The following is a 26,789-nucleotide window of genomic DNA, read 5'->3' as shown; positions in this document are numbered from 1 at the left end:
CTGCGTCCATGAGGAGGGCACGACGTGAGCGATACAATAGCGCTGGTCGATGACGATCAGAACATCCGCGCATCCGTTTCCATCGCGCTGGAGGGCGAAGGCTATCGCGTCCGCAGTTTCGGCGACGGCGTCGAGGCCCTGCGCGGTCTTGCGACCACGCCAGCCGATCTGGTGGTGCTGGACATCAAGATGCCGCGCATGGACGGCATGGAGGCCCTGACGCGTCTGCGCCGTACGTCCGACGTGCCGGTCATCTTCCTGACATCGAAGGACGATGAGGTCGACGAGGTGCTCGGCCTGAAGATGGGTGCCGACGACTACATCACCAAACCATTCTCGATGCGGTTGCTGATCGAACGTATTCGGGCGGTGCTGCGTCGCCGGGACGTCGCCTCCGGTGCTGTCGAAACCGACAAGAAGATCATGCAGCGCGGCGATCTTGTGCTGGACCCGAACCGGCACCGCTGCGACTGGCGCGGCCGGGAAGTGAAGCTGACAGTCACGGAATTCCTGATCCTGGAATCGCTGGCGCAGCGGCCCGGCCACGTGAAGACGCGCGATCAGCTGATGGATGCTGCCTATGACGACAACATCTACGTCGATGATCGAACGATAGACAGCCATATCAAGCGGATACGCAAGAAATTCAAGGTAGTGGATGAAGGGTTTTCGGGTATCGATACCTTGTATGGTGTCGGTTATCGCTTTCACGAGACCTGATCGCGCATACCCGAATGTCGCCGCTGGCCCTTCGTATCCTGACCATCAATCTGCCCGCGTTTCTGGTGCTGGTGGGGGCCTGGTTCTATCTGGACCAGTATCGTGCCGGGCTGGTGGATGCCCGGCAGGAGGCGCTGACCAAGGAAGCCCATCTGGTCGCGGGCGCGCTGGGTGAAGCCGCACTGGCCGGCTCCATCGAGAACCTCAGGATCGATGCATCGCTGGCGTCCTACATCACGCGCCGTGCCGTGCTGACCACGGGTGCCCGCATTCGTCTCTATGATGCCGAGGGCCGGATCATGATCGACAGCCGGCAGCTGCCGACGTCGGGCCGGGATGTCGAGGCGCGGCGGATCTACGACCCTGACAAGCTGGTCTGGCCCCTGTCGTGGCTGCAGGATCAATGGGACAGCGCGATGGGATGGCTGCCGCGCCGCGATGTCTATCCGCGATATGGCGAAGACCGTCTGCTGGGTGTGAGGGACTGGTTCGGCGTCCCCCGCGCGCTGGAAGGGTGGACGGCCAGCGGCATCTGGGAGCGGAACGACGGTCGCCTGGTGATCGGTGTGGCCGTGCCCGTACAGGCGCTGAAGCGCGTGCTGGGGGCGGTCATGCTGACCGATGACAGCCGCGAGATCGACCGGGCCGTGCGGCGACAGCAGATCGCGACGCTGGCCGTTTTTGCGGCTGCGGCGCTGATCACGCTGTTGCTGTCGGTGTTTCTGTCGCGGTCAATCATTCGCCCCATCCAGCGGCTGTCGCAGGCGGCTGACCGGGTGCGGACCATGGGCGGGCGGTCGGCCGATATTCCCGACCTGCGCCGCCGCCGTGACGAGATCGGCGACCTGTCCGCCTCGCTGCGTGACATGACGACGGCACTGAATGCCCGCGTCGGCGCGATCGAGGCTTTTGCCGCGGATGTCGCCCACGAACTGAAGAACCCGCTGACCAGCCTGCGCAGCGCCATCGAGACGCTGGAGCGCGCCGACAAGCCCGAACAGCGCGAGCAACTGACCCAGATCATCCTGCAGGATGTCGGACGGCTGAACCGGCTGATCAGCGAGATTTCCGATGCCAGCCGCATCGACGCTGAAATGGGCCGGATCGAGCGGGAGCCGGTCGATATCGGACGCATGGTGTTGGACCTGAAGGAAGTGCTGCAGAGCACGCGCGGCTCGGTTCATATCGAGGTCGATGTGGCGAAGGGGGACCCCCTCACCATCATGGGGGCCGAGCACCGGCTGGGTCAGGTGCTGCGCAATCTGGTCGACAATGCGGTTTCCTTCAGTCCGCCGGACGGGCGCGTGCTGATCCGGGTCTTCTACGAGAAGTCTCACGTGGTGCTGAGCGTGGAGGACGAGGGGCCGGGTGTGCCCGACGAGGCGAAGGCCAAGATCTTCGAGCGGTTCTATTCCGAGCGTCCGAGTTCCGAAGCCTTCGGCAGCCATTCCGGACTGGGGCTGAACATCTGCCGGCAGATTGTCGAGGCCCATGGCGGCACGATCGAGGTCGAGAACATCCGCCATCTGGGTGAGCATGGCCTGCTGATCGGCATGAAGGGCGCGCGGTTCACCGTCCGGCTGCCGCTGTACAAGGTCTGAAGGCCGCGCCGGCGCTATCGGCGCCTGGCCGCCTGAACCATGTTTTCCAGGCGGTTCAGGAAGTTCGACCGGTCCTTCTTCGAAAAAGGCTTGCCACCGCCGCCGGTCATGAAGGGGTTGGATGCGCGCAGATCGGCCATCAGGTCCCGCGTCGCAAGCTGCTGGCCGATATTGGCTTCGGTGAAGGTATCGCCGTTGTGACGGATTGCCGTGCCGCCATTCTCGATGACGCGCGCAGCCAGCGGAATGTCGCCCGTGACGCAGATGTCGCCGGGCTCGATCCGGTCGGCGATCCAGCGGTCGGCTTCATCAGGACCGTCTGCCACAACGACCGTGTGCACCTGCGGGTTCTCGTGATGGCGCATGCCCCCGTTCGAGACGATGTAGGTCTCAAGCCGGTGTCGCTCGGCCACACGCAGGGTCTCGTTGCGAACGGGGCACGCATCGGCATCGATGTAGATTTTGATCATGCGGTCTGCATAGCTGTCGTTTGATCAACTGAAAAGGGGAGGTGTCGCATGGGCCAGCTTGTGCTGTATCTGGTGAAATACGAGAACGATCAGAAGGCGGCGATGGTCGCGGATGCCGCTGTGCGGGACCGGGCCGCCATTCACCGAAAGGCGATTGCGGATTTCGGCGGCACGCCGATCGCGCAGTACGGCTCCTACGGTGAATGGGACATGGTCTACATCTACGAGATGCCGGACGACGCGGCGCTGGCCGCGAACCTGCACCTGACGGACTCCTTCGGCCTTGCCAAATATTCGAAGGCGATCCCGTTGATGGGCATGGACTCATTCGTCGAGTCGTTCCGATTGGCAGACGAAACCCCAACGGGTTACACGCCGGCCAGATCCTGAATGCCCTTGTCGGCCAGTTCCTTCCGAACGATTGCCGCGCCTGCCGTCAGAGCTTTCAGCTTTCCGAAAGCGACGTCCCTCGGCAGATATTTCATGCCGCAGTCCGGGGCGGCGATCAGGCGTGCCGGTTCGATGTGAGTCAGCGCCCTGCGGAGGCGACTTGCAACGGTCTCCGGGGTCTCGACGTCTTCGGTTCCAAGATCAATGACGCCGTAGACGATCTTCTTGGACGGAAGCCGCGACAGGATTGATGGGTCAAGGTTCGGCTGGGCGGCCTCGACCGAAATGGCCGTGGCGCAGCAGGCGTCGAGTTCGTGCAGGAACGAATATCCCGAGGGCTTGTCCTTCACGACGTAGGCGTAGCCGAAGCACATGTGCACGATGGTCATGCCGTTGATGCCGTCCAGTGCGCGCTCGATTGCATCGATGGCATATCGCGATGCTTCTTCCGGATGGGCCTGCATGTGCGGTTCGTCGAGCTGGATGATGTCGGCCCCGGCGCGTTTCAGGTCGATGATCTCCGCGTTCAGGACGTCCGCGTAGGCATCGATCAGTCTGCCAGTGTCGCCGTAATATTCATCAAGCGCCATCTTGGCCATGGTGAAGGCGCCGGGCAGCGTGATCTTGATGGGTCGGTCAGTCTGCTGGCGCAGAAGGGCGATCTCGTCGGTCTGGACGGGGCTGCGGCGGCGTATTGGTCCGACCACTCTTGGAACCGGTGTCGGTTTGCCTGTCCGGCCCGGAACTTCGCCCGGCCTGTCGATGTCGATCCCGTCCAGCGCATTTGCGAAGTGATTGAAATAGCTTTCGCGGCGCACCTCGCCGTCACAGACAATGTCGATTCCGGCGCGTTCCTGATCATGCAGGGCGATGAGCGCCGCATCGTCGAAGGCTTCCTGAAGCAGGTTCTCGTCGGGACGCCAGACATGCTTCATGCGAACGCGCGGCGGGCCGCTGCCCAGCAGGACGGATCTGTCGACAAGCCAGCCCGGTTGAGGATAGCTGCCCACGAGCATGGTCGGAATGAGGGGCAATTGCATGGTCTGCCCTTTCTGTTCTTTGCGAGTGCGGCAAGCGGTCTATCATGCAGCCTTGGTATTATAGGGATGGAATCGCCCGATGCGATTGAAACAGGCCCGAAGCAGCCGGCGATCTGTCGGATGCCGGTCCGCGCACCGCAACCGCTCGGCAGCGTTCAGGAAAGTTGAGACGCGAGACATGGCATCAGACCACAGGTCGGCTTCGGTCAAGGAAACCCGGTTGGCGCTGATCCTGGCTGCCGAGCGCATCTTCGCCGAAGAGGGCATCTCCAACACGTCGCTGAGACGCATCAATCAGGTTGCAGGTCAGCGTAACGAGAGCGCGATCCATTACTATTTCGGATCCCGCGAGGGCGTTGTCGCGGCAATTCTGGAACACCGGACCGGACCGATCAACACTGCGCGGGTTGATATGATCCGCAGCGCTACCGAGCGGCGGGGCGACCTGCCACTGGATTCCAGGGATATTGCCGAGGCGCTGGTGCGACCGCTGACCGAGCATCTGCGCGCGAACAAGGGTGACACCTACTATCTCCGCTTCCAGAGCATGTTATGGCTCGACCGCCCGATCTGGAAACAGTTCGAGCGGGACGAGCGGGCGGAAGGACTGAAGCTGGGGCTGGACGCACTGTTGCGATCGAAGCCGTTTCTGCCTGAGACCCTGGTCAAGCACCGCTATGGTCTGGCCCTGCAGATGGTCGCCAATTCGCTGTCGCGGGTCGAACGATCCCTTTCGGAAGCTTGCGACTGGCAACTTGCCGAGCTCGAGTTTCTGAACCTGATCGATGCCGTGGAAGCCATCTTCGAGGCGTCACCGTCTGCGCAGGTTGTTGCCGCCCTGAAGTCCCTCGACGACCAGTGACGCCGTAGTCAGGCGCGACCGATCTGCTCCTGTCGTCCAGAGCAGGCAGCATTAACTCGATTGAGTGAATCAAACTTTGCAGACTCTGTTCTCTGGATCCAGGCTTGTCCGAAGAAGCCCCCTGATCTGGCCATTCTCGAGGGTATTGCAAGGTTCGGTCGATTTTTCTTGCCTGCTGCCTGTGTTGAATTAACCTGTATGAGTTAGAAATTGAAATAAGACTGGCTGGGCAAAGGCTGGTGAATCCGGGCGCGCCGATGTGACCTGCTTCCGGTCTCGACAGCGAAGGCCGCCCGGTCAGGGAGGAGACAAGGAAATGATGATGAAGCTGTTTTCGAGGTTGCTGCCAGTGTCGGTTGCCGCCGCCGGTTTGCTGGCCTTTCAGGTCCAGGCACAGGACAAGACCTTTCTGACAATGGACAGCAATCCACCGGGGACGACGGTCGGGCAGTTCATGATCGCCTTCACACAGGTGGTGCAGAAGAACCTGCCGATCGAGATCCAGATCTCGACGGGCAAGCCGGCGACGAAATCAGCAGTCGATGCGGCTTTGCAGAAGGTCGACCTCTACACCGGTGCGCCGACGATCAACTGGTACATGCAGAACGGCGCGGCCATGTTCGCCAAGGTCAAGAACGCGGCCGAGATGAACAAGGATCTGCGCGGGCTGATCAACTATCCGCTGGGTCCGTATCAGATCGTGACCTATGCCGATTCAGGCATCGAGACGCTTGACGATATCAAGGGGCGCAAGGTCTTCCTCGGCCCCCCGGCGGGCGCTGCGACCAAGGTGATGAAGGATGTCGTTCAGGCTGTGACCGGGCTTGAGCCGGATGCGGGTTACGAGGCGATGCGGTATGACTGGTCGTCGGCCGAGACTGCGTTCCTCGACGGGCAGATGGATGTCTATATCGTGCCGACCAGTATCCCGAGCCCGCAGATCCAGCAGTTTGCGCTGGTGCGGGATATCCGGATCCTGGGCATTCCGAAGGAGAAGTTCGACCACGAACTGATCCAGGCGGCACTGAAATATCCGGGCCGGACGATCTGGCAGATTCCCCCTGGCGTATACGAAAACCAGGTCAACACCGAAGCGGTGGATTCCATCGGATCGTGGGTGGGTATCCAGACGCAGAGGTGGCTGGACGAGCAGCTGGCCTATGACATGGTGCGCACCTTCTTCGAGAATCTGGACGAGATCCACGCCACGGCACCCTGGATGAAGGTGATCACGCTGGAGACGGCACTGAACGAGATGAATGTGCCGCTGCATCCGGGTGCCTACCGCTACTACAAGGAGCAGGGCATCGATATCCCGGCAACTCTGGTGCCGCCGCAGGCGAACTGATCCGGCGCTCGGGTCCGGGAGGCCGTAAGGCCGACCGGGCCCGTCACCCATTGACGGAGAGGGATTAGATGAGCATTGAAACGGAGGTTGTGAAACCGTCCGAATTCTTTGAGACCATTGCGCCGGGCATTCACCTGATTGGCGCGCTCGGCAACAGTTGCGCCGTCGAGACCGAGGCGGGGGTCGTGCAGGTCGATACGGGCGGAGGCAGGCGCCTGCCGCAGCGCATGATCGAGCGCCTCAGGTCCGTGACGCAGTTGCCCATTCACGCCATCCTCTACAGTCACGGCCACCTTGGTTACAATTTCGGCATACCGGCCTACCAGCGGCATGCGCAGGACCGCGGCGATCCATCGCCCCGCCTGATTGCGCACGAGAATCTGGTCCGCCGCTATCATCGCTATATCGAGACGGCAGGCCTGCAGGGCTATCTGAACAGCATGCAGTTTCCCGACGGAGGCCTGGCGAACACGGTCCATGCAGAACAGCTGTGTTTTCCTGACGAGACCTTTGACTCCAATCTGACGATCGACGGCGGAAATCGCGAGATCGAGGTCTTCCACGCACCCTCCGAAACCGATGATGCAATCGGTTTCTGGATTGCCGAAGAACGGATCCTCTACGGCGGCTCGGCGGTGATCCAGTCATGCCCCAACGTTGGCACGCCGGTGCGCACAATCCGTGACGCCATTCGATGGGCGGAGACACTGGAAGCCATGATCGCGCGCCGGCCGGAACTGCTGATCCCGGAATGGGGTGCACCTGTCAGGGGCGAGGCACAGATCGCAGATACGCTGGGGGTCGGTGCGCGCGCGTTACGCTATCTGCGTCAGGCTGTTGTCGAACGCATGAATGCCGGCATGACGGATATCGAGGTCATCCACGATATCGAGTATCCATCTGAGATCTTCGAGCATCCGGCCATGAAGCCGATCTACGGCTGCCCGGAATACATCGTCCGCGACATCTACCGTTCCGAGAATGGCTGGTGGACCAGCCGCAACGCGACGGACCTGCATCCCGGCGCGCCTGTCGATGCCGCCGACGCGATCCTTTCCGCGATCACGGACCGGAAGGCCGTTCTGGACCGCGCGCGCGCCCTGCGTGATCGCGGGCAGCCGCAGTTGGCGCTGCATGTGATCGACCTGCTGGCGCTGGCGCCCGGCAATGATGTGAACGTGCGGGCGGCCCGGGCATTCAAGGCAGAACTGCTGGACGGGTTCGCGCAATCGCACCCGTCGGTCGTCAGCCGCAACCTATACCGGTCCTGCGCTGCGAAGATCCGGGGCTGACCACCAGGCGAGCTGCAGCCAGGCTGGCAGGCAATTGCATATGTGACCCTTCCTATTCTGCGACGTGCATCGCCGTATTTCCGGCTATGCTGGGGCCGGATGTTTTCAGGGGAGGAGCACGAACATGCGGTTGAATCAGGCACGTATCACGCCATTGCAGGACGACGAGTTTACCGACGAGCAGAAGGAAGCGCTGAAGCCGCTGGCCAACTGGGGACCGGTGCTGAATATCTTCCGGACGCTGGTGCGCGCGCCGCGGGCGTTCAAGCGGTTCAATTTCTGGGGCGGCTATGTGCTGTCGGATCGCAATGATCTCAGCCCGCGCGACCGGGAACTGATCATCCTGCGCACCGGCTATCTGTGTTCGTCCGGGTATGAATGGGCGCAGCACGAGGTCATCGGGCGAGACTGCGGACTGACGGATATCGAGATCCAGCGGATCAAGGAAGGCCCTGACTCACCGCTCTGGAACGATCTGGACCGGGCCTATCTCCGGGCGACCGACGAACTGGTGCGCGATCACTTCATTTCAGATGCGACATGGGACGCGCTCTCATCGCTCACCGAGAAGCAGCGCATGGATGTGGTCTTCACGGTGGCCCAGTACACGCAGGTATCGATGATGCTGAACACGTTCGGCGTGCAGCTTGATGACGGGTTGGTCCTCGACCCGGACCTGAAGCGATGAATGACGTCGGCGGCCGGCTGGCGGGCAAGGTCGCCATCGTGACCGGTGCCGGCCAGACTCCCGGCGAGACAATCGGCAACGGCCGCGCGATCTCCGTGCTGTTCGCGCGGGCGGGAGCGCATGTGATCTGTGCGGACCGGGACCTGGAAAGGGCAGACGAGACGGTCGAGATGATCCGCGCTGAAGGCGGCGCAGGCGAAGCCATGCAGGCCGATGTCACGAGCCAGACCGATTGCGAGATGCTCATCGCACGGGCGCGTGACGGTCTGGAACGGCTGGACATCCTGGTCAACAACGTCGGGATCGGCGGAGGCGGCGACGCGCCGGCCCACCGCCTGACAGAGGACGCCTTCGACCGGATCATGGAGGTCAATCTGAAGAGCGCGTGGCGCATGATCGCCGAAGCGGTGCCCGTCATGCGCGATGCTGGTGGCGGCAGCATCGTCAATATCTCATCGCTCGCGGCGATCGCGACGTCGGGCATGACGGCCTATGAACTGTCCAAGGCCGCGATGAACCGCCTGACGGTCAACGTTGCCATGGGCAATGCCAGGTACGGCGTGCGCTGCAATGCCATCGCGCCGGGGCTGATGGATACGCCGATGGCGATTGTCGGCAATGCCAGTTTCCATGGGGTGGAGGCAGACGAGATCCGCCAGAAGCGCGCCGCCCGCGTGCCGCTGCGCCAGCAGATGGGCTCTGCCTGGGATACGGCCTACGCGAGCCTGTTTCTGGCCTCGGACGAGGCACGGTTCATCACCGGGATCGTACTGCCCGTGGATGGTGGTGGCAGCGCGCGGATCGGCTGATTCTGAAAAATGAATGAAAAACAGGCAAAATTTGTGTTTGCCTGTTTTTTCCTCTGTTTCGGCGCTGCCCTGCCTGTTCGGTAAGCACCTGATCAGTTTGAGGGCACGCGCAATGCTTGCTTAACGTATTGTTATCATGTCGAAAATTATTTCCTGATCAAAATTTTTGCCTTGGCACGTCTCTTGGAATGGTTGGCGGGTTACCCCGTCGGTCACAGGAGGTGGAGAGACGATGTTGGGATTGAATAAGGTGAAGACGCTGGCAGCAGGTGCCGCATTGGCGGTCGGTCTGGCCGCAAGTGCGGTTCAGGCCGCCGACACGATCAAGGTGGGCGTGCTTCATTCGCTCTCGGGCACGATGGCGATCAGCGAGACGACGCTGAAGGACGTCATGCTGATGCTGATCGAGGATCAGAACAAGAAGGGCGGTCTGCTGGGCAAGCAGCTGGAGGCCGTCGTGGTCGACCCGGCGTCGAACTGGCCGCTGTTCGCCGAGAAGGCGCGTGAACTGATCGAAGTGAACAAGGTCGATGTCGTTTTCGGTTGCTGGACCAGCGTGTCGCGGAAATCGGTCCTGCCGGTCTTCGAGGAACTGAACAGCATGCTGTTCTACCCGGTCCAGTACGAAGGTGAGGAAAGCTCACGCAACGTCTTCTATACCGGTGCGGCCCCGAACCAGCAGGCGATCCCGGCTGTGGATTACCTGATGAAGAACGAGAAGGTCGAGCGCTGGGTTCTGGCCGGCACCGACTATGTCTATCCGCGCACGACCAACAAGATCCTTGAAGCCTATCTGAAGGCCAAGGGCGTCGCCGCCGAAGACATCATGATCAACTACACGCCGTTCGGTCATGCCGACTGGCAGACGATCGTCGCCGACATCAAGGCGTTCGGTTCTGCCGGCAAAAAGACGGCGGTTGTTTCCACCATCAATGGCGACGCCAACGTGCCGTTCTACAAGGAACTGGGCAACCAGGGCATCAAGGCCGAGGACATTCCGGTCGTGGCCTTCTCGGTCGGTGAGGAAGAACTCGCCGGTATCGATACGGCTCCGCTGGTCGGCCATCTGGCCGCATGGAACTACTTCATGTCCGTCGACAATGCGGCCAATGACGCCTTCATCGAGAAATGGCAGGCGTTTATCGGTTCCGAGGACCGTGTGACCAACGATCCGATGGAAGCGCATTACATCGGCTTCAAGATGTGGGTGCAGGCGGTCGAACAGGCCGGCACGACCGATGTGGATGCCGTCCGTCAGGCGATGTACGGCCAGACCGTGCCGAACCTTACCGGTGGCACGGCGGTGATGAACACCAACCATCACCTGTCCAAGCCGGTACTGATCGGCGAGATTCAGGATGACGGCCAGTTCCAGACCGTCTGGTCGACCGAGGGTGTCGTCAAGGGCGACGCCTGGTCCGACTACATCCCGGAAAGCGCCAAGCTGACGGCCGACTGGACCTATCCGTGGGTTTGCGGTGGCTGTGAGAAGCCGAAGTACGAACCCGGTTCGTGATCTGACCGGATCTCCCTCTCCCGGCTCAACCCCGGGGGAGGGAGGTTCGCTTGCTGCCGCTGCCTTGACCTGGTCTTCCGGCCGGTCTTACCCGCACAACCCGTTACTGACCCCCAGACACGAAGCGAGACAGGCCCATGATGGCCCGCATCCTCGCCCTGATTGTCGGCATCTGCCTCTGCCTGCCCGCACTTGAGGCGCGCGCCGACGATCTTTCCGGGCTGATCGATCAACTGAATACCAGGGATTACGCCGCGCTTGAGCAGACGGTGAATGCCATCGCCGCGACCGGCGATACCCGGGCCGCCGATGTGCTGACCGCACTCAACGACGGCGACCTCTACTACCGCAAGTCCGACGACAAGGTCTTCATTGCACGCGATGCCGACAAGGGCGTGGACCTGCTGGATCCGCTGACGGGTGAACTGGTCGAGAATGTCGGCAAGCGCGCGGCCAGGAAGATCGGCATCAACAACAGCCTGCGCCGCGCCATTCGCGGTGCCATGGGATCGCTGACGCTGCGGTCCCCCGATGCGAGGGTCCGCCAGGCGGCCGCCCAGTCCCTGTTCAAGAGCCCGGACCCCGGTGCGATCGCAACGCTGGATGCGGCGATCGAGGCCGAGACGGACGACGGCGTCCGCGACGCGATGATCGAGGCCCGTGCCGCGTCGGTGCTGCTCTCCGACCTGGACGCGGCCACCAAGATCGCCGCGATCGAAGCGCTGGCGGATCGGGGTGGCAGGGATGCGCTTTCGCTGCTGCGCGCCATTCACGACGACACGCCTCCGGCGGTGCAGGCAGCGGCGGACAAGGCCGCGGATCTGATTGAGGAGCGGCTGGAACTCTGGGCCATGGCCCAGAACATCTACTACGGCATCAGCCTCGGATCGGTGTTGCTGATGGCGGCCATCGGACTGGCCATCACCTTCGGCGTGATGGGCGTGATCAACATGGCGCACGGCGAGATGGTCATGCTGGGGGCCTATACCACCTTCGTGGTACAGGAGATCATCCGCCACAACATGCCCGGCGCCTTCGAGTTCTCGCTGCTTATCGCAATCCCGCTGGCCTTTCTGGTGTCGGGCAGCGTCGGCGTCGCAATGGAGCGGGGTATCATCCGCTACCTTTACGGTCGTCCGCTGGAGACGCTGCTGGCGACCTGGGGCGTCAGCCTGATTCTGCAGCAGGCCGTGCGATCGGTCTTCGGACCGACCAATCAGGAGGTCGGCAATCCGGACTTCATGTCGGGTGCCATGCAGCTTGGCGAGATGACGCTGACCTACAACCGGATCTGGATCATCGTCTTCGCGCTGGTGGTGCTGTTCACGCTGATGCTGGTGCTGCGCAAGACGCCGCTGGGCCTGCAGATGCGCGCCGTGACCCAGAACCGGCGCATGGCGGCATCGATGGGCGTGCGCACCGACTGGGTTGACGCCATGACGTTCGGCCTAGGGTCGGGTATTGCCGGGATCGCCGGCGTGGCGCTCAGCCAGATCGACAACGTCAGTCCGAATCTGGGACAGTCCTACATCATCGACAGCTTCATGGTGGTGGTGTTCGGCGGTGTCGGAAACCTCTGGGGCACACTGGTCGCGGCCATGAGCCTGGGCGTCGCCAACAAGTTCCTGGAACCCTTCACAGGTGCCGTGCTGGCCAAGATCTTCGTGCTGGTCTTCATCATCCTGTTCATTCAGAAGCGCCCGCGCGGCCTGTTCGCGCTTAAGGGCCGGGCGGTGGAACAATGATGATGCAGGGTTTCGTATTCCGCGCGTTCGACCGTGGCGGCATGATCTTCCTGGGTGCGCTGCTGGGCATCGTGATCCTGATCGGCCTGTCCAACCAGCTGTTGCCGGCCGGGCATGCGCTGCACGCGCCGACCTACATGGTCGCCCTGATCGGCAAGTATCTGACCTATGCGCTGCTGGCGCTGTCGGTCGATCTGATCTGGGGTTACTGCGGGATCCTCAGCCTCGGGCACGGCGCGTTCTTCGCGCTCGGCGGCTATGCCATGGGCATGTATCTGATGCGTCAGATCGGCGAACGCGGCGTATACGGGAACCCGGACCTGCCGGACTTCATGGTGTTCCTCAACTGGGACGCGCTGCCCTGGTACTGGTACGGCTTCGACATGTTCTGGTTCGCCGCGATCATGGTGATTCTGGTGCCTGGCCTGCTGGCCTTCATCTTCGGCTGGTTCGCCTTCCGCAGCCGGGTGACGGGCGTTTACCTGTCGATCATCACGCAGGCCATGACCTTTGCCCTGATGCTGGCCTTCTTCCGCAACAACATGGGTTTCGGCGGCAACAACGGGCTGACCGATTTCAAGGACATCCTGGGTTTCGACCTGCAGGATGACGGCACGCGCGTCGGACTGCTGATCGCGTCAGCCATCGCGCTTTCGCTCGGGTTCCTGATCTGCAAGGCGGTGGTTCGGTCGAAATACGGCAAGGTCATCACCGCCATCCGGGATGCAGAAAGCCGAACGCGATTCCTGGGATACCGGGTCGACCGCTACAAGCTGGCGGTGTTCGTGTTGTCGGCCTGCATGGCCGGTGTCGGCGGCGCGCTCTACGTGCCCCAGGTCGGCATCATCAACCCCTCCGAGTTCACCCCGGCCATCTCCATCGAGATCGTCATCTGGGTGGCTGTCGGCGGGCGCGGTACGCTGTACGGAGCCATCGTCGGTGCGATCATCGTCAACTACGCGAAGACGTGGCTGACCGGTGCCTTCCCCGAGATATGGCTGTTTGCGCTCGGTGCCCTGTTCGTCTTTGTCACCCTGTTCATGCCGAAGGGGATCGTCGGTGTGCTGGAGGGCGTGTGGGGTGCACGCAAGCGCGGACAGGATCCGGGTCCCGATCCGGGCGTCCAGAAGGTCTCCACCAACCCACCGGCGGAGGCCTAGGGCGATGGCAGTCGAACTGACAGACAGCACGCTTTATCTCGACGGGGTCAGCGTCTCCTTCGACGGCTTCAAGGCGCTGAACGATCTTTCGCTGGTGCTGGCCAAGGGCGAGATGCGCGCGATCATCGGCCCGAACGGGGCAGGCAAGACCACGATGATGGACGTCATCACGGGCAAGACCCGGCCTGACAAGGGCGACATCTTCTTCGAAGGCAGCATCGACCTGACCCGGCATGACGAAGCGGCGATCGCGGAGCTGGGCATCGGGCGGAAATTCCAGAAGCCGACGGTGTTCGAGACCCAGACCGTCTACGACAATCTGGAACTGGCGCTGAAGTCGGACCGGTCGGTCCGGGCCACGCTTTTCTGGCGGCGAAACACACAGTCGATGGCGCGGATCGACGAGATCCTGGCGATCACGCGGCTGGGGGATCACGCGGACATGCTGGCCGGGTCGCTCAGCCACGGGCAGAAGCAGTGGCTGGAGATCGGCATGCTGTTGGCGCAGGAGCCGAAGCTGCTGCTGGTCGACGAGCCGGCGGCGGGCATGACCGACGACGAGACGGCGGAGACGGCAAAGCTGCTGAAGGACATTGCAGAGAATGCAGCCGTCGTCGTGGTCGAACACGACATGACCTTCGTGCGCGATCTGGATGTCCGGGTTACGGTGCTGCACGAGGGATCGGTGCTGGCGGAAGGATCGCTGGATGCCGTCAGCGCGAATGAACGCGTCATCGAAGTCTATCTGGGGAGGTGATGATGATAATTTCCCCGACCATCTGGCCAGCGTCATCCCCGTTTTTGCGCAAGCGAAACACGGGGATCGGGCTGAACCAGCCATTTTTTGAACCCGATCCCCGCGCGCCGCTGCGCGGCGGCTGGGATGACGAAGTTCGTAGGAAGGTAGATTCGAGATGCTGACCGTATCCGACATCAGTCTCTCCTACGGCGCTTCTCAGGCGCTCTGGGGTGTCTCGCTGGCGGCCGAGCCGGGCAAGGTGACCTGTCTGATGGGCCGCAACGGCGTCGGCAAGACCTCGACACTTGCGGCCATCGCCGGACAGCAATCCGTCAGTTCGGGCGCCATCACGCTCGACGAGCGCGCCATTACCTCGATGAAGCCGTTCGAGCGCGCCCGTGCCGGCATCGCCATCGTGCCTCAGGGCCGGGAAATCTTTCCCTTGCTGACGGTGCGGGAAAACCTGGAAACCGGCTATGCCTGTCTGCCCCGGGCCCAGCGCAACGTGCCTGAAGATCTGTTCGACCTTTTCCCGGTGCTGAAGAGCATGCTGGGCCGTCGCGGCGGCGACCTGTCGGGCGGACAGCAGCAACAGCTTGCCATCGCCCGTGCGCTGGTCACCCGCCCGAAGGTACTGCTGCTGGACGAGCCGACCGAGGGCATCCAGCCGTCGATCATCCAGGACATCGGCGAGGTCATCAAACTGCTGCGCGACCGGGGTGACATGGCGATCCTGCTGGTCGAACAGTATTTCGAGTTCGCACGCGATCTGGCCGACACGTTCCACGTCATGGATCGTGGAGAGATTGTGCTTTCCGGCAAGGCCGACGAGATGGATGAGGACGATGTTCGACGCCATCTCACGGTCTGAGCCGGCGATGTCGGCAGCCCCGGTCCAGCAGGCAGGCAGTCCGGGGCTGCCGCGGTCGGTCGGCGCTGTCCGTCTCGCCTTCCTGGGGGTCGGTGAGCGGGCGGCGCTGGCCGATCTCCATCAGCGCGGATGTATGAAGGCGCGCCTGCCGAAAGTCTATGGCGACGAACCGAAGACAGCCGTGCTGATCAATACGGCCGGCGGCCTGACGGGTGGCGACAGGGTTTCGACCGAAGTGACATGGGGGGCGGACGCGGATGCCTGCATCTCGACACAGGCAGCCGAGCGCATCTATCGCAGCACAGGTGATGCGGCGCATATCACCAATACACTGAACGTCGCCGCGCGCGCGTCCGCCGAATGGCTGCCGCAGGAGATGATCCTTTTCGATCAGGGCCGGTTCCTGCGCCGGACGGCGGTTCATCTGCAGGATGACAGCCGGTTTCTCGCCGTCGAAAGCATGGTGCTGGGACGCAAGGCGATGGGGGAGACTGTCGCCAGCGGGCTGATCGACGACGACTGGCGCATCTATCGCGGGACGCGTCTGATCTATCGTGACCCGTTCCGCCTCGAAGGTGATCTGGCGGCGCAGATCGCCCGTCCCGCGGTGCTGGATGGCGCGGGCGCCTATGCGACGATCCTGGCGCAGGTCACCGACCCGAAGGCCATGCTGGATGCAGTACGCGATATCGCAGGCACATCCGGCGGCGCCAGCCTGATGAAAGGCCTGGTCACCGGGCGTTTGATTGCCAAGGACGGCGACTCGCTGCGCGACCTGATCGCGAGAATTATTCCGGTTCTGCGCGAACTGGCTTTCGGACGCGCCGGGCGGTTGCCCCGCGTGTTCCAGATCTGACGAAGAGGGAGGGAGACCGACATGAACCTCACCCCGAGGGAAAAGGACAAGCTGCTGATCTCGGTCGCGGCGATGGTCGCGCGGCGGCGGCTGGAGCGCGGCGTGAAGCTGAACTACCCGGAAGCCATCGCGCTGATCAGCGACTACGTGGTCGAAGGCGCACGGGACGGACGCTCGGTCGCTGACCTGATGGCGGACGGCGCGAAGGTGATCACCCGCGATCAGGTCATGGAAGGCATCGCCGAGATGATCCACGACGTGCAGGTCGAGGCCACGTTCCCCGACGGGACCAAGCTGGTCACCGTTCATGAGCCCATTCGATGAGGGTGCAGAAGATGGTTCGATCGAACTCAGCGGGTCATCCCCGCTTCATGCGGGGAGCCGGAGCGGCTTTGCCGCGAGACCATGGTTTTGCCGGATGCCCGCGCAAGGCGGGCATGGCCTTCTCTGGCATGCGGCGTTCAACGGTTGGAGAACAGTCATGATCCCAGGTGAATATATCATCAAGCCCGGCGAGATCGTGCTGAACGAAGGTGCCGAGACCGTCACTCTGAAGGTCGCGAACACCGGCGACCGGCCCGTGCAGGTCGGCAGTCACTATCATTTCGCCGAGACCAATCCGGGGCTCGACTTCGACCGCAACGCAGCGCGCGGGATGCGTCTCGACATTCCCGCCGGAACGGCGGTGCGTTTCGAACCGGGCCAGAGCCGCGACGTGACACTGGTGCCGCTGAGCGGTGCCCGGAAGGTGTTTGGCTTCAACGGAAAGATCATGGGGGCACTGGACTGATGGCCTATCGCATTGGACGCGAGACCTATGCCGACATGTTCGGCCCGACCGTCGGGGACAAGGTGCGTCTCGCCGACACGGAACTGTTCATCGAGGTCGAGGAAGACCGCACGATCTACGGCGAGGAAGTGAAGTTCGGTGGCGGCAAGGTGATCCGCGACGGCATGGGCCAGTCGCAGGTCAGCCGTGCCGAGGGGGCCGTCGATACGGTGATCACAAACGCGCTGATCGTCGATCATACCGGCATCATCAAGGCCGACATCGGCATCAAGGACGGTCGCATCGCGGGCGTTGGCAAGGCCGGTAATCCGGATACCCAGCCGGGCGTGGACATCATCGTCGGTCCCGGCACCGAAGCCATCGCCGGTGAGGGCAAGATCATCACCGCTGGCGGCTTCGACGCACATATCCACTTCATCTGTCCGCAACTGATGGAGGAAGCGCTGACAAGCGGGGTCACAACCATGCTGGGCGGCGGCACCGGTCCAGCGACGGGCACGAACGCCACCACCTGCACGCCTGGCCCCTGGCACATCGGACGTATGCTGCAGGCCTTCGACAGTTTCCCGGTGAATCTGGGACTGTCGGGCAAGGGCAACGCCTCGACGCCGAAGGCGCTGGAAGAAATGGTCATGGCCGGTGCGTCGTCGATGAAGCTGCACGAGGACTGGGGCACCACGCCTGCGGCCATCGACTGCTGCCTGTCCGTCGCCGACGCGATGGATGTGCAGGTGATGATCCACACCGACACGCTGAACGAGAGCGGCTTCGTCGAGAACACGGTGGCCAGCTTCAAGGGCCGCACCATCCACGCCTTCCACACCGAGGGCGCGGGTGGCGGACATGCGCCGGACATCATCAAGGTCTGCGGCGAACCCAATGTGATCCCGTCCTCGACCAACCCGACGCGGCCTTTCACGGTCAACACGGTGGATGAGCATCTGGATATGCTGATGGTCTGTCATCACCTCGACCCGAACATCCCCGAGGACGTGGCCTTCGCCGAAAGCCGCATCCGGCGCGAGACCATTGCCGCAGAAGACATTCTGCACGACATGGGTGCCTTCTCGATCATCGCCTCCGACAGTCAGGCCATGGGCCGTGTGGGCGAGGTGATCATCCGCACCTGGCAGACCGCCGACAAGATGAAGAAGCAGCGCGGGCCGCTGCCCGAGGAGACCGGCGACAACGACAATTTCCGTGTCCGCCGCTATATCGCCAAATACACCATCAATCCGGCCATCGCGCACGGCATGTCGAAACACATCGGGTCCGTGGAACCGGGCAAGCTGGCCGATCTGGTGGTCTGGTCGCCGGCCTTCTTCGGTGTCAAACCGGACCTGATCCTGAAGAGCGGCACGATCGCGGCGGCGCTGATGGGGGATCCCAATGCCTCGATCCCGACGCCGCAACCCGTCCACTACCGCCCGATGTTCGGATCGTTCGGCAAGTCCATGCAGCATTCATCGGTTACCTTTGTCTCGAAGGTCGCGCTGCATGCCGGTGTCGGGGAGTCGCTCGGCCTGTCGAAGGAACTCGTCGCCATCGAGAACACGCGCGGCGGCATCGGCAAGAAGTCGATGGTGCTCAACGACATGATGCCCGAGATCGAGGTGCATCCTGAAACCTATGAGGTGCGCGCGAACGGCGAACTGCTGACCTGCGAACCGGCCGAAGTGCTGCCCATGGCGCAGCGGTACTTCCTGTTCTGATCATGTTGAAAAGCCATGAAGTACTGGAGCGCGGGTCCTTCGATGCGGCTTCCGTTGTCGATCGGGTGACCATCGATCTGGAGGACAGGCGCCGGCGTCGGCTGGCGCTGGAAGGTGAGGGGGGGACATCTTTTCTGCTGGATCTGCCCGAGGTGCCGTCGATCCGGGATGGCGACGGATTGAAGCTCACCGGCGGCCAGATTGTTCTGGTGCGTGCGGCGGAAGAGCGACTGCTGGAAATCAGGGCGGACGATACCGCGCATCTGGTGCGGATTACCTGGCATCTGGGCAATCGCCATTTGCCGACGCAGTTGCTCGGTGACCGTCTCCGCATCCGTGCGGACCATGTGATCGAGCAGATGGTCAAGGGACTGGGCGGTCGGACATCCGAGGTGGTTGCCGCCTTCGATCCCGAGAGCGGTGCCTATGGGGCCGGACCGGTCCACCACCACAGCCACTGAGAAGAGCAGATGTTGAACTGATCGCATCAATCGAACAGGGGTCATCCCCGCCCTCGCGCGGGGATCCGGGGCGGCTTTGCCGCAAATCTCGAAGTTCGCCGGATGCCCGCGCGAGGGCGGGCATGACCCTCCGGGATCAATATTGCTACTGGTGCAGACGAAAAATCCGCATCGGGGACCGAAACGGGGAGAAAACATGCCTGAGAACACAGCCCTTTTGAGACTGATGAGCTGGCTGTCGCCGAGCTTTCCTGTCGGCGCCTACACCTACAGCCACGGTCTGGAAACCGCCGTCGAGGATGGCGACATCAAGGATCGAGCGAGCGCGGGCATCTGGATCACCGACATGGTGGCACAGGGGGCAGGCCGCATGGACGCGGTCCTGATGATCCACGCGTGGCGTGCCGTCGTGAACGAGGATGACGATCTTCTGGTGGACGTCGCGGAGATGGCCGAGGCGCTGTCCGCGACGTCGGAACTGGCGCTTGAAACGGAATCGCAAGGTGCTGCCTTCCTGAAAGCCGTCGATTCAGCCTGGCCAACCGAAGCAACGGATCTGCTGCGCGTCCGTCATGATGGCGCAATCGCCTATCCGGTGGCGGTCGGTGTCACCGCGGCGGGGCACGGTGTACCGCTGACGGAGGCTGCCGTCGCCTACCTGCACGCCTATGCCGCCAACCTGATCTCGGCGACTGTCCGGCTGGTGCCGCTGGGACAGACCGACGGCCTGCTGCTGACCAGTGCGCTGGAACCGCTGATCCCGAAGGTCGCGGCGACGGCGCTGGTCACGCCCCTCGACGGCATCTCCACCATGACATTCATGGCCGATCTGAAATCCATGCAACATGAAACCCAGAGAACGAGGCTTTTCCGCTCATGACGACATCACCCAACGGTCCGCTGCGGATCGGCATCGGCGGCCCGGTCGGGTCCGGCAAAACAGCCCTGATGGAACAGTTGTCGCGCGAGTTGAGCCGCGACTATTCGGTCGCCGCCATCACCAACGACATCTACACCAAGGAAGATGCCGAGATCCTGACCCGGACCGGCGCGCTGCCGGCGGAGCGGATCATGGGCGTCGAGACCGGCGGATGTCCGCACACCGCGATCCGCGAGGACGCATCCATCAATCTGGCAGCGGTGTCCGACATGTGGCGGCGCTTCCCGGATCTGGATGTTATCCTGATCGAAAGCGGTGGCGACAATCTTGCCGCGACCTTCAGCCCGGAACTCGCCGATATCACGCTGTACGTCATCGATGTTTCGGCGGGCGACAAGATTCCGGCCAAGGGCGGGCCGGGCATCACACGCTCGGACATGCTGATCATCAACAAGACCGATCTGGCCGAACTGGTCGGCGCAGACCTGTCGCGCATGGACCGCGATGCGAAGGCACAGCGGAAAGACCGGCCTTTCGTTTTCACCCGGATCAAGTCCGGCGTGGGCGTGGAAACGATCCGGGATTTCGTGATCGCGAAGGGCGGCCTGTAGCCGTCCGGCGCGACCGAATGCAGAATGTTGCATTCGTCGCCGGCGGCTTGTGCATTTGAGAAAACGCATTATAATGCATCTCCAGAAGAAGGGATAACCCTCTGGAGGATGCGCCTTGGGTAACGGAAGCAGTGCCAAGCAGATCGATTTCCGGACTGATCCGTCCAGGTATCGTCATTGGAAAGTCGAATATGACGGGCCGGTGGCGCGGCTGTTCATGGACGTCGACGAGAATGGCGGGCTTTTCGAGGGCTATGAGCTCAAGCTGAATTCCTACGATCTGGGCGTCGATATCGAGCTTGCGGACATCGTTCAGCGCATGCGTTTCGAGCATCCCGAAGTGCGTGCCGTCGTCATGCAGTCCGCCAAGGACAAGGTGTTCTGCGCCGGTGCGAACATCCGCATGCTCGCCGGTGCGGCACACGCCCACAAGGTAAATTTCTGTAAGTTTACCAATGAGACACGGAATACCTTTGAAGCAGCAGGTGAGGAAAGCGGGCAGCATTACATCTGTGCCGTGAAGGGCGCCTGCGCGGGCGGCGGCTATGAACTGGCGCTGGCATGCGACTATATCATGCTGACCGACGACGGCGCGTCCTCGGTCGCCCTGCCCGAGGTGCCGCTGCTGGCGGTTTTGCCGGGCACCGGTGGCCTGACCCGCGTCACCGACAAGCGCAAGGTGCGGCGTGACCGTGCCGATATCTTCTGTTCGACGGAAGAAGGCGTGCGCGGTCAGCGTGCGAAAGACTGGCGGCTGGTCGACGAGGTGGTCCGCAACTCGGTGTTCGACGAGACGGTGGCGGAGCGTGCAGCCGAGTTCGCGGAGAAGTCATCCCGCGACCGTAACGCGAAGGGCATCGAACTGACCCCGCTGGAGCGCACGATTTCGGAGGACGGCTCCGTGACCTATTCGCTGGTCGAGGTTGCGCTGGACCGCGACGCCGGCGTCGCGACGATCACCTTGTCCGGACCGGACGACGATGCGCCCACTTCGGTGGACGAACTGCACGGGCAGGGCGCGGACGGGTACCTGCTGAAACTGGCCCGCGAGCTGGATGACGCGATCCTGCACCTGCGTCTGAACGAACTGGAAACCGGCGTCATCATCTTCAAGTCGCAGGGCGATCCCGGGAAGCTGGTCGCCCATGAGAAACTGCTGCACGACAATGCCGACGACTGGCTGGCGAACGAGATCCTGCTGTACTGGAAACGTGTGCTGAAACGGATCGACATGACCTCCCGCTCGCTGGTCGCCATGGTCGAGCATGGCTCGTGCTTTGCGGGCGTGCTGGCCGAGATCCTGTTTGCCGTCGATCGCAGCTACATGATGCTGGACGAGTTCGAGGGCGACAACCGGCCCGTCGCGACGATCACGCTGACAAGGTCGAATTTCGGCCCGTTTCCGATGTCGAATGATCTGACCCGTCTTCAGACCCGGTTTCTGGGCGAGCCCGAAGCCGTCGACAGGGCGAAGGATACTGCGGGCGAAGCGCTTGAGGCAGAGCAGGCAGATGATCTTGGCCTGATCACCCAGGCCCTGGACGATATCGACTGGGACGATGAAGTGCGCATGTTCATCGAGGAACGCGCCAGCTTCTCGCCCGATGCGATGACCGGCATGGAGGCCAATCTGCGCTTCCCCGGACCCGAAACCATGGAGACGCGGATCTTCGGGCGGCTGACCGCCTGGCAGAACTGGATCTTCCAGCGCCCGAACGCCGTCGGCGAAGCGGGCGCGCTGCAACGTTATGGCTCCGGCCAGCGCGGCGAATATGACATGCGGCGCGTGTAAGGCGTCGAACTGAAACCTGACGGCTGAAAGGACAATCCCATGGGCGAGATGAACGTCAGCTACGATACCCTCATTCCGAACAATGTCGGTCTCTCCGAGGATCGCAAGGTGCTGAAGGCGCTGGAGAAATGGCACCCGGGCTACATCGACTGGTGGAAGGACCTGGGGCCGGAAGGCTTTCAGGATGTGCCGGTCTATCTGCGCACCGCCGTCGGGGTCGATCCGAAGGGGTGGGCCAAGTTCGACTATGTGAAAATGCCCGAATACCGCTGGGGTATCCTTCTGGCACCCGAAGTCGAGGGCCGCACGATCGGTTTCGGCGAGCATATGGGAGAGCCGGTCTGGAACGAGGTGCCGGGCGAATATCGCGCCATGCTGCGCCGTCTGATCGTCATCCAGGGCGACACCGAGCCCGCATCCGTCGAACAGCAGCGTCACCTCGGCAAGACCGCGCCGTCGCTTTATGACATGCGCAACCTGTTCCAGATCAATGTGGAGGAGGGGCGTCACCTATGGGCGATGGTCTACCTGCTGCAGAAATACTTCGGGCGCGACGGGCGCGAGGAAGCCGACGATCTGCTGCGCCGCCGTTCGGGCGACCAGGATGCGCCGCGCATGCTGGGGGCCTTCAATGAGGAAACGCCCGACTGGCTGTCGCTGTTCATGTTCACCTATTTCACCGACCGTGACGGCAAGATGCAGCTGGAATCGCTGGCGCAGTCGGGCTTCGACCCGCTGGCGCGGACGACCCGATTCATGCTGACCGAGGAAGCGCACCACATGTTCGTGGGCGAGACAGGCGTGGGGCGCGTCATTCAGCGGACCGTCGATGCGATGGTCGATGCGGGCATCAGCGATCCCCATGATGTCGAGAAGATCCGGGCGCTCGGCGTGATTGATCTGCCGACGATCCAGCGGAAGCTGAACCTGCACTACACGCTGTCGCTCGACCTGTTCGGGCAGGAGGTCTCGACCAATGCGGCGAACGCCTTCAATGCAGGCCTGAAGGGCCGCTTCATGGAGAACAGGATCGACGATGATCACAGGCTGAAGGATGCAACCTATCCCGTCAGCCAGATCGTCGACGGCCAGATCGTCGTGAAGGACCTGCCGGCCCTTTCGGCCATCAACATGCGTCTGCGCGACGATTACAGCCGGGATGCCGCCATCGGCGTGACGCGCTGGAACCGGATCATCAGCAAGGCCGGCGTCGATTTCGAACTGACCATGCCGCATGAAGGATTCAACAGAAACATAGGCTTCTTTGCCAATGTTCCGGTTTCACCTGAAGGCAAGATCATCTCCAAGGAAGAATGGGACGCCAAGCGCGACGAATGGTTGCCGACAGCGGAAGACGGCGAATTCGTCAAATCCCTGATGGTGCCGGTCACCGAACCCGGCGAATACGCCGGCTGGATCGCCCCGCCGCGCCGCGGCATCAACAACCGCCCCGGCGAGTTCGAGTACGTGCAGCTGCACGATTCCTGATCGCAGAAGAACTGCTAAGGTTTTCGGGGCGGGCGGACTGTTTCGCCTGCCCCGACTTCGTCCGAGCCCAGCGCGTCTGCGAGCCTCAGTGACGCCTCGCCTGGCCGGAGCGGCTTCTGCTGGCTCTCGTGCGGGGACCAGCCCGTCAGATAGATGATCTCGAAGGTCGCGGGTACGCGGCCGTCGGCCATGCCGAACCGCTCGACGTAGATTTCCATGGCCCGCAGCAGCGTAGCACGCCGCAGGAAGGTTCTGCGGCGCTCGATGACGGCGTTCTGTTCGCCCATGCCGCGCAGGTCGGCCAGCAGCTTCAGCGGGTGCGCATAGGTCACCGTGATCGTGTCCATGTCCGCGACAGGCAATGCGAACCCCGCGCGCTGCAGCAGGCCCGATGCGTCGCCCAGTTCGGCGAAGGGGGAGACGCGGGGGCTGGCGCCGCCCTCGATCTCCAGTTCGGCTGCCATCAGGCACTGGCGGAGTTCGATCAGCGTGCCGCCACCGAACATCGCGGCGAGCAGCAGGCCATCGGGTTTCAGCGCCCGGCGCAACTGGATCAGGGCACCCGGCAGATCGTTCACCCAGTGCAGGGCCAGCGGGCTGAAGATCAGGTCGAAGCTCTGCGCCGCGAACGGCAGGAAGGCTTCGTCGGCGACGATGCCGTTCCGCGCAAATCGCAGCGACAGATCCATCGTCACGGCATGGCCGATCCGTCCCTGCTGCCCGATCAGCCCAGCGGGCAGAGGGGCCCTGCCGCCCGGAACCAGGGCGAGATCGAACGAACGGTTCACATCCAGCAGCCTGTCTGCCATGCGATCCGCGATCTCCCGGAACAGGAAGTCGTGGTCGGCAAAGCCCCCGGCGGCGCGGTCACGGTTTCGCCGATGCAATCTGCGGTCGAAGATGTCGATGCTGTCGCTCATGGGCGAAAGATATGGCACCGCGCGGACGGCGATGCCACACTTTCGGCCATGGGCGCGTTTTCCACATTCGGACGGCAGGCGCTGGATCTGCTGCTGCCTGCACAATGCTTCGGCTGCGGTGCGCCGATGGCCGATCCGGCGCGCCTGTGCGGCTCCTGCTTCGGCGACAGCGTGTTCATTGCGGATCCGATGTGCGTCTCCTGCGGGCGGCCCTTCGAGTTCGAGGCGGAAGCAGGCCGGGTCTGCGGCCTGTGTGTCGCCGTACCGCCCTCGTTCGATCATTGCCGCGCGGCGGTTCACTATGACGAGCCGCTCCGGTCGGCGCTGCTGAAGTTCAAGCATGGCGACCGCACGGACATGGCCGACGGTCTGGCGAACCTGCTGATCCGGGCCGGACGTGATTTTCTGGGCTCGGCAGACCTTGTCGCCCCCGTGCCGCTGCATCCGCGCCGCCTTTGGCACCGCCGCTACAACCAGTCAGGACTGATGTCCGCAGCCGTGGCCCGGCGCGACGCCCTGGCAAGCATCCCCGATCTGCTGATCCGGAAGCGGCAGACGCGGACCCAGGGCGGGCTGAGCGCGACGGCCCGGCGCCGGAACGTGCGCGGTGCCTTCGCACTGAACGACCGATACCGGACTGCGATCGCCGAACGCCACGTGGTGCTGGTCGACGATGTCTACACGACCGGCGCAACGGTGGAAGCCTGCGCGCGCGTGCTGAAGCTGGCGGGCGCGGCGACGGTCAGCGTGCTTGTGATCGCACGCGTTGTCCGAAGCGGCCAGGTGCACTAAATGTCATGGGTCAAACAAAAAAGGGTCGATTGAAGCTCATGTCCAAGGTCGAAATGTACACGACAGGTCTCTGCCCCTACTGCTACCGCGCCAAGAAGCTGCTGGATGGCAAGGGCGTTTCCTACGAAGAGATCGATATCATGTTCACGGCGGGCAAGCGCGACGAGATGATCAAGCGGTCGGGCCGGCGCACGGTCCCGCAGATCTTCATCGGCGACACCCATGTCGGTGGCTTCGATGATCTGGCGGCCATGGACAGCGCGGGCACGCTGGATCCGTTGCTGCAGAACGCATGACGACCGTCACCGCCGCCTGTATCCAGCCGAACACCGGCACCGACTGGAAAGCCAATCTGGCAGCGTGTACCGGCTGGATCGAGGCTGCGGCCGCCGATGGCGCGACCTTCATCCAGACGCCCGAGGTGTCGAACTTCATCTTCAGGCGTCGTCAGGACACGATGGCGAACACCCACGCGGAAGCCGACGATCCCACGCTTTCCGCCTATCGCGACCTCGCCGCGAAGCTGGGTGTCTGGCTGAACATCGGTTCGCTGGCCCTGCGCGGCGAAGCGGACGAGCGGCTGGTCAACCGGTCGTTCCTGCTTGCGCCGGACGGGGCCATCGCCAATCGCTATGACAAGATCCACATGTTCGACGTGGAACTGCCGTCGGGCCAGAAGTTCACCGAATCCCGCGCCTACCGACCGGGCGAGCATGTGAACGTCGTCGATCTGCCGTTCGGGCGGCTGGGCATGACCATCTGCTATGATATGCGGTTCCCGCACCTGTACCGCGATCTGGCCAAGGCCGGCGCCGATATCCTGACCATGCCGTCGGCCTTCACGGCGGAAACCGGCGCGGCGCACTGGCACGTTCTGCTGCGGTCGCGCGCCATCGAGAACGGATGTTTCGTCATCGCCGCGGCACAGGTGGGCGAGCATGACGGCGGGCGGCATACCTATGGCCATTCGCTGATCGTCGATCCCTGGGGCAAGGTGCTGGCCGACGGCGGGGAGCAGCCGGGCTATGTGACGGCGGAACTGGACATGGCCAGGGTTGCGAAGGCGCGCCAGTCCGTGCCGTCGCTCTCCAATGACAGGACCTACACGCTGCATGCGCCGGACGCGGCAGCGGCGGCTGAGTAGCGCACTTGCCAATTGGCCCCCGGGCTTTAATCTTGTTTCCAGATCGGTCCCGCTGCAGGCGGGGCCTTTTTCTTGTTTCTGACTGCCGCATC

28 protein-coding genes are annotated in these 26,789 nt (G+C 62.9%); 25 read left to right on the top strand and 3 right to left on the bottom strand.

Annotated elements, in window-relative coordinates:
* Positions 1–24: 24 nt before the first annotated feature.
* The gene (locus ACN0X7_RS10350; protein WP_417516850.1) at positions 25–720 is read left to right on the top strand and encodes a response regulator transcription factor; all 696 of its coding nucleotides are present in this window, start codon (positions 25–27) and stop codon (positions 718–720) included.
* 14 nt (positions 721–734) lie between these two features.
* Positions 735–2,321, top strand: coding sequence for a stimulus-sensing domain-containing protein (locus tag ACN0X7_RS10345; RefSeq protein WP_417516848.1), 1,587 nt, complete (start codon positions 735–737; stop codon positions 2,319–2,321).
* A gap of 14 nt (positions 2,322–2,335) precedes the next feature.
* On the opposite strand, the gene ACN0X7_RS10340 is transcribed toward ACN0X7_RS10345, so the two are convergent.
* Positions 2,336–2,791, bottom strand: coding sequence for a YaiI/YqxD family protein (locus tag ACN0X7_RS10340; protein ID WP_417516846.1), 456 nt, complete (start codon positions 2,789–2,791; stop codon positions 2,336–2,338).
* Positions 2,792–2,839: 48 nt separating this feature from the next.
* Between ACN0X7_RS10340 and ACN0X7_RS10335 the strand changes: the two genes are divergently transcribed.
* Complete coding sequence (locus ACN0X7_RS10335) at positions 2,840–3,181, top strand: GYD domain-containing protein (RefSeq protein WP_417516844.1); 342 nt, start codon at positions 2,840–2,842, stop codon at positions 3,179–3,181.
* Here ACN0X7_RS10335 and ACN0X7_RS10330 read toward each other — a convergent pair.
* Positions 3,160–4,221, bottom strand: coding sequence for a 5-methyltetrahydropteroyltriglutamate--homocysteine methyltransferase (locus ACN0X7_RS10330; RefSeq protein WP_417516842.1), 1,062 nt, complete (start codon positions 4,219–4,221; stop codon positions 3,160–3,162). The two genes, ACN0X7_RS10335 and ACN0X7_RS10330, sit on opposite strands and share 22 nt — an antisense overlap.
* A 178-nt stretch (positions 4,222–4,399) precedes the next feature.
* On the opposite strand from ACN0X7_RS10330, the gene ACN0X7_RS10325 reads away from it, so the two are divergent.
* From ACN0X7_RS10325 to boxB, 19 genes are all read left to right on the top strand, one after another.
* Positions 4,400–5,083, top strand: a complete 684-nt coding sequence (locus tag ACN0X7_RS10325; protein WP_417516840.1) for a TetR/AcrR family transcriptional regulator — start codon at positions 4,400–4,402, stop codon at positions 5,081–5,083.
* 316 nt (positions 5,084–5,399) lie between these two features.
* Positions 5,400–6,431 carry a TAXI family TRAP transporter solute-binding subunit gene (locus tag ACN0X7_RS10320; protein WP_417516838.1) on the top strand — a complete coding sequence of 344 codons (1,032 nt, stop codon included), beginning with the start codon at positions 5,400–5,402 and terminating at the stop codon, positions 6,429–6,431.
* Positions 6,432–6,499: 68 nt separating this feature from the next.
* Positions 6,500–7,723 carry an alkyl sulfatase dimerization domain-containing protein gene (locus ACN0X7_RS10315; protein WP_417516836.1) on the top strand — a complete coding sequence of 408 codons (1,224 nt, stop codon included), beginning with the start codon at positions 6,500–6,502 and terminating at the stop codon, positions 7,721–7,723.
* Between the two features lie 124 nt (positions 7,724–7,847).
* Entirely contained in the window at positions 7,848–8,411 is a 564-nt protein-coding gene (locus ACN0X7_RS10310; RefSeq protein WP_417516834.1) for a carboxymuconolactone decarboxylase family protein, read from the top strand.
* Positions 8,408–9,220: an SDR family NAD(P)-dependent oxidoreductase gene (locus ACN0X7_RS10305; protein WP_417516832.1), complete on the top strand. Its 813-nt coding sequence runs from the start codon at positions 8,408–8,410 to the stop codon at positions 9,218–9,220. The genes ACN0X7_RS10310 and ACN0X7_RS10305 overlap by 4 nt, the downstream gene beginning before the upstream one ends.
* A 232-nt stretch (positions 9,221–9,452) precedes the next feature.
* On the top strand, positions 9,453–10,736 hold the full coding sequence (urtA, locus tag ACN0X7_RS10300; protein WP_417516830.1) for an urea ABC transporter substrate-binding protein: 1,284 nt from the start codon (positions 9,453–9,455) through the stop codon (positions 10,734–10,736).
* A gap of 140 nt (positions 10,737–10,876) precedes the next feature.
* Positions 10,877–12,481: an urea ABC transporter permease subunit UrtB gene (urtB, locus tag ACN0X7_RS10295; protein WP_417517206.1), complete on the top strand. Its 1,605-nt coding sequence runs from the start codon at positions 10,877–10,879 to the stop codon at positions 12,479–12,481.
* Complete coding sequence (gene urtC / locus ACN0X7_RS10290) at positions 12,481–13,641, top strand: urea ABC transporter permease subunit UrtC (RefSeq protein WP_417517204.1); 1,161 nt, start codon at positions 12,481–12,483, stop codon at positions 13,639–13,641. Before urtB ends, urtC begins: the two co-directional genes overlap by 1 nt.
* 4 nt (positions 13,642–13,645) lie before the next feature.
* On the top strand, positions 13,646–14,398 hold the full coding sequence (urtD, locus tag ACN0X7_RS10285; RefSeq protein WP_417516828.1) for an urea ABC transporter ATP-binding protein UrtD: 753 nt from the start codon (positions 13,646–13,648) through the stop codon (positions 14,396–14,398).
* A gap of 157 nt (positions 14,399–14,555) precedes the next feature.
* Positions 14,556–15,251: an urea ABC transporter ATP-binding subunit UrtE gene (gene urtE, locus ACN0X7_RS10280; RefSeq protein WP_417516826.1), complete on the top strand. Its 696-nt coding sequence runs from the start codon at positions 14,556–14,558 to the stop codon at positions 15,249–15,251.
* Positions 15,252–15,258: 7 nt separating this feature from the next.
* Positions 15,259–16,107 (top strand): urease accessory protein UreD, encoded by an 849-nt coding sequence (locus tag ACN0X7_RS10275; protein WP_417516824.1) that lies wholly within the window; start codon positions 15,259–15,261, stop codon positions 16,105–16,107.
* A 21-nt stretch (positions 16,108–16,128) separates the two neighbouring features.
* Entirely contained in the window at positions 16,129–16,431 is a 303-nt protein-coding gene (locus tag ACN0X7_RS10270; RefSeq protein ID WP_417516822.1) for an urease subunit gamma, read from the top strand.
* Positions 16,432–16,588: 157 nt separating this feature from the next.
* Positions 16,589–16,897 (top strand): urease subunit beta, encoded by a 309-nt coding sequence (locus tag ACN0X7_RS10265; protein ID WP_417516820.1) that lies wholly within the window; start codon positions 16,589–16,591, stop codon positions 16,895–16,897.
* Positions 16,897–18,609 carry an urease subunit alpha gene (gene ureC / locus ACN0X7_RS10260; RefSeq protein WP_417516818.1) on the top strand — a complete coding sequence of 571 codons (1,713 nt, stop codon included), beginning with the start codon at positions 16,897–16,899 and terminating at the stop codon, positions 18,607–18,609. Before ACN0X7_RS10265 ends, ureC begins: the two co-directional genes overlap by 1 nt.
* Before the next feature lie 2 nt (positions 18,610–18,611).
* Complete coding sequence (locus tag ACN0X7_RS10255; RefSeq protein WP_417516816.1) at positions 18,612–19,070, top strand: urease accessory protein UreE; 459 nt, start codon at positions 18,612–18,614, stop codon at positions 19,068–19,070.
* Positions 19,071–19,266: 196 nt separating this feature from the next.
* The gene (locus ACN0X7_RS10250) at positions 19,267–19,950 is read left to right on the top strand and encodes an urease accessory protein UreF (protein ID WP_417516814.1); all 684 of its coding nucleotides are present in this window, start codon (positions 19,267–19,269) and stop codon (positions 19,948–19,950) included.
* A complete protein-coding gene (ureG, locus tag ACN0X7_RS10245) occupies positions 19,947–20,561 on the top strand; it encodes an urease accessory protein UreG (protein WP_417516812.1) in 615 nt (204 codons plus the stop codon). Before ACN0X7_RS10250 ends, ureG begins: the two co-directional genes overlap by 4 nt.
* A 115-nt stretch (positions 20,562–20,676) precedes the next feature.
* Positions 20,677–22,353, top strand: a complete 1,677-nt coding sequence (gene boxC, locus ACN0X7_RS10240; protein WP_417516810.1) for a 2,3-epoxybenzoyl-CoA dihydrolase — start codon at positions 20,677–20,679, stop codon at positions 22,351–22,353.
* 39 nt (positions 22,354–22,392) lie between these two features.
* The gene (gene boxB / locus ACN0X7_RS10235) at positions 22,393–23,841 is read left to right on the top strand and encodes a benzoyl-CoA 2,3-epoxidase subunit BoxB (protein WP_417516808.1); all 1,449 of its coding nucleotides are present in this window, start codon (positions 22,393–22,395) and stop codon (positions 23,839–23,841) included.
* Between the two features lie 14 nt (positions 23,842–23,855).
* On the opposite strand, the gene ACN0X7_RS10230 is transcribed toward boxB, so the two are convergent.
* Positions 23,856–24,650 (bottom strand): methyltransferase domain-containing protein, encoded by a 795-nt coding sequence (locus tag ACN0X7_RS10230; RefSeq protein ID WP_417516806.1) that lies wholly within the window; start codon positions 24,648–24,650, stop codon positions 23,856–23,858.
* Positions 24,651–24,680: 30 nt separating this feature from the next.
* On the opposite strand from ACN0X7_RS10230, the gene ACN0X7_RS10225 reads away from it, so the two are divergent.
* Genes ACN0X7_RS10225 through ACN0X7_RS10215 form a run of 3 tightly spaced genes read left to right on the top strand, consistent with a single transcriptional unit; the run spans position 24,681 to position 26,697 of the window.
* On the top strand, positions 24,681–25,553 hold the full coding sequence (locus ACN0X7_RS10225) for a ComF family protein (RefSeq protein WP_417516804.1): 873 nt from the start codon (positions 24,681–24,683) through the stop codon (positions 25,551–25,553).
* Positions 25,554–25,591: 38 nt separating this feature from the next.
* Positions 25,592–25,849, top strand: coding sequence for a glutaredoxin 3 (gene grxC / locus ACN0X7_RS10220; RefSeq protein WP_417516802.1), 258 nt, complete (start codon positions 25,592–25,594; stop codon positions 25,847–25,849).
* Positions 25,846–26,697, top strand: coding sequence for a carbon-nitrogen hydrolase family protein (locus ACN0X7_RS10215; protein WP_417516800.1), 852 nt, complete (start codon positions 25,846–25,848; stop codon positions 26,695–26,697). The genes grxC and ACN0X7_RS10215 overlap by 4 nt, the downstream gene beginning before the upstream one ends.
* Positions 26,698–26,789 lie beyond the last annotated feature (92 nt).

Source organism: Minwuia sp. (genome assembly GCF_048263705.1).
Classification (GTDB): Bacteria; Pseudomonadota; Alphaproteobacteria; order Minwuiales; family Minwuiaceae; genus Minwuia.
Note: the sequence above shows the minus strand (reverse complement) of the source record. Positions and strands in the feature narration are given on the sequence as shown.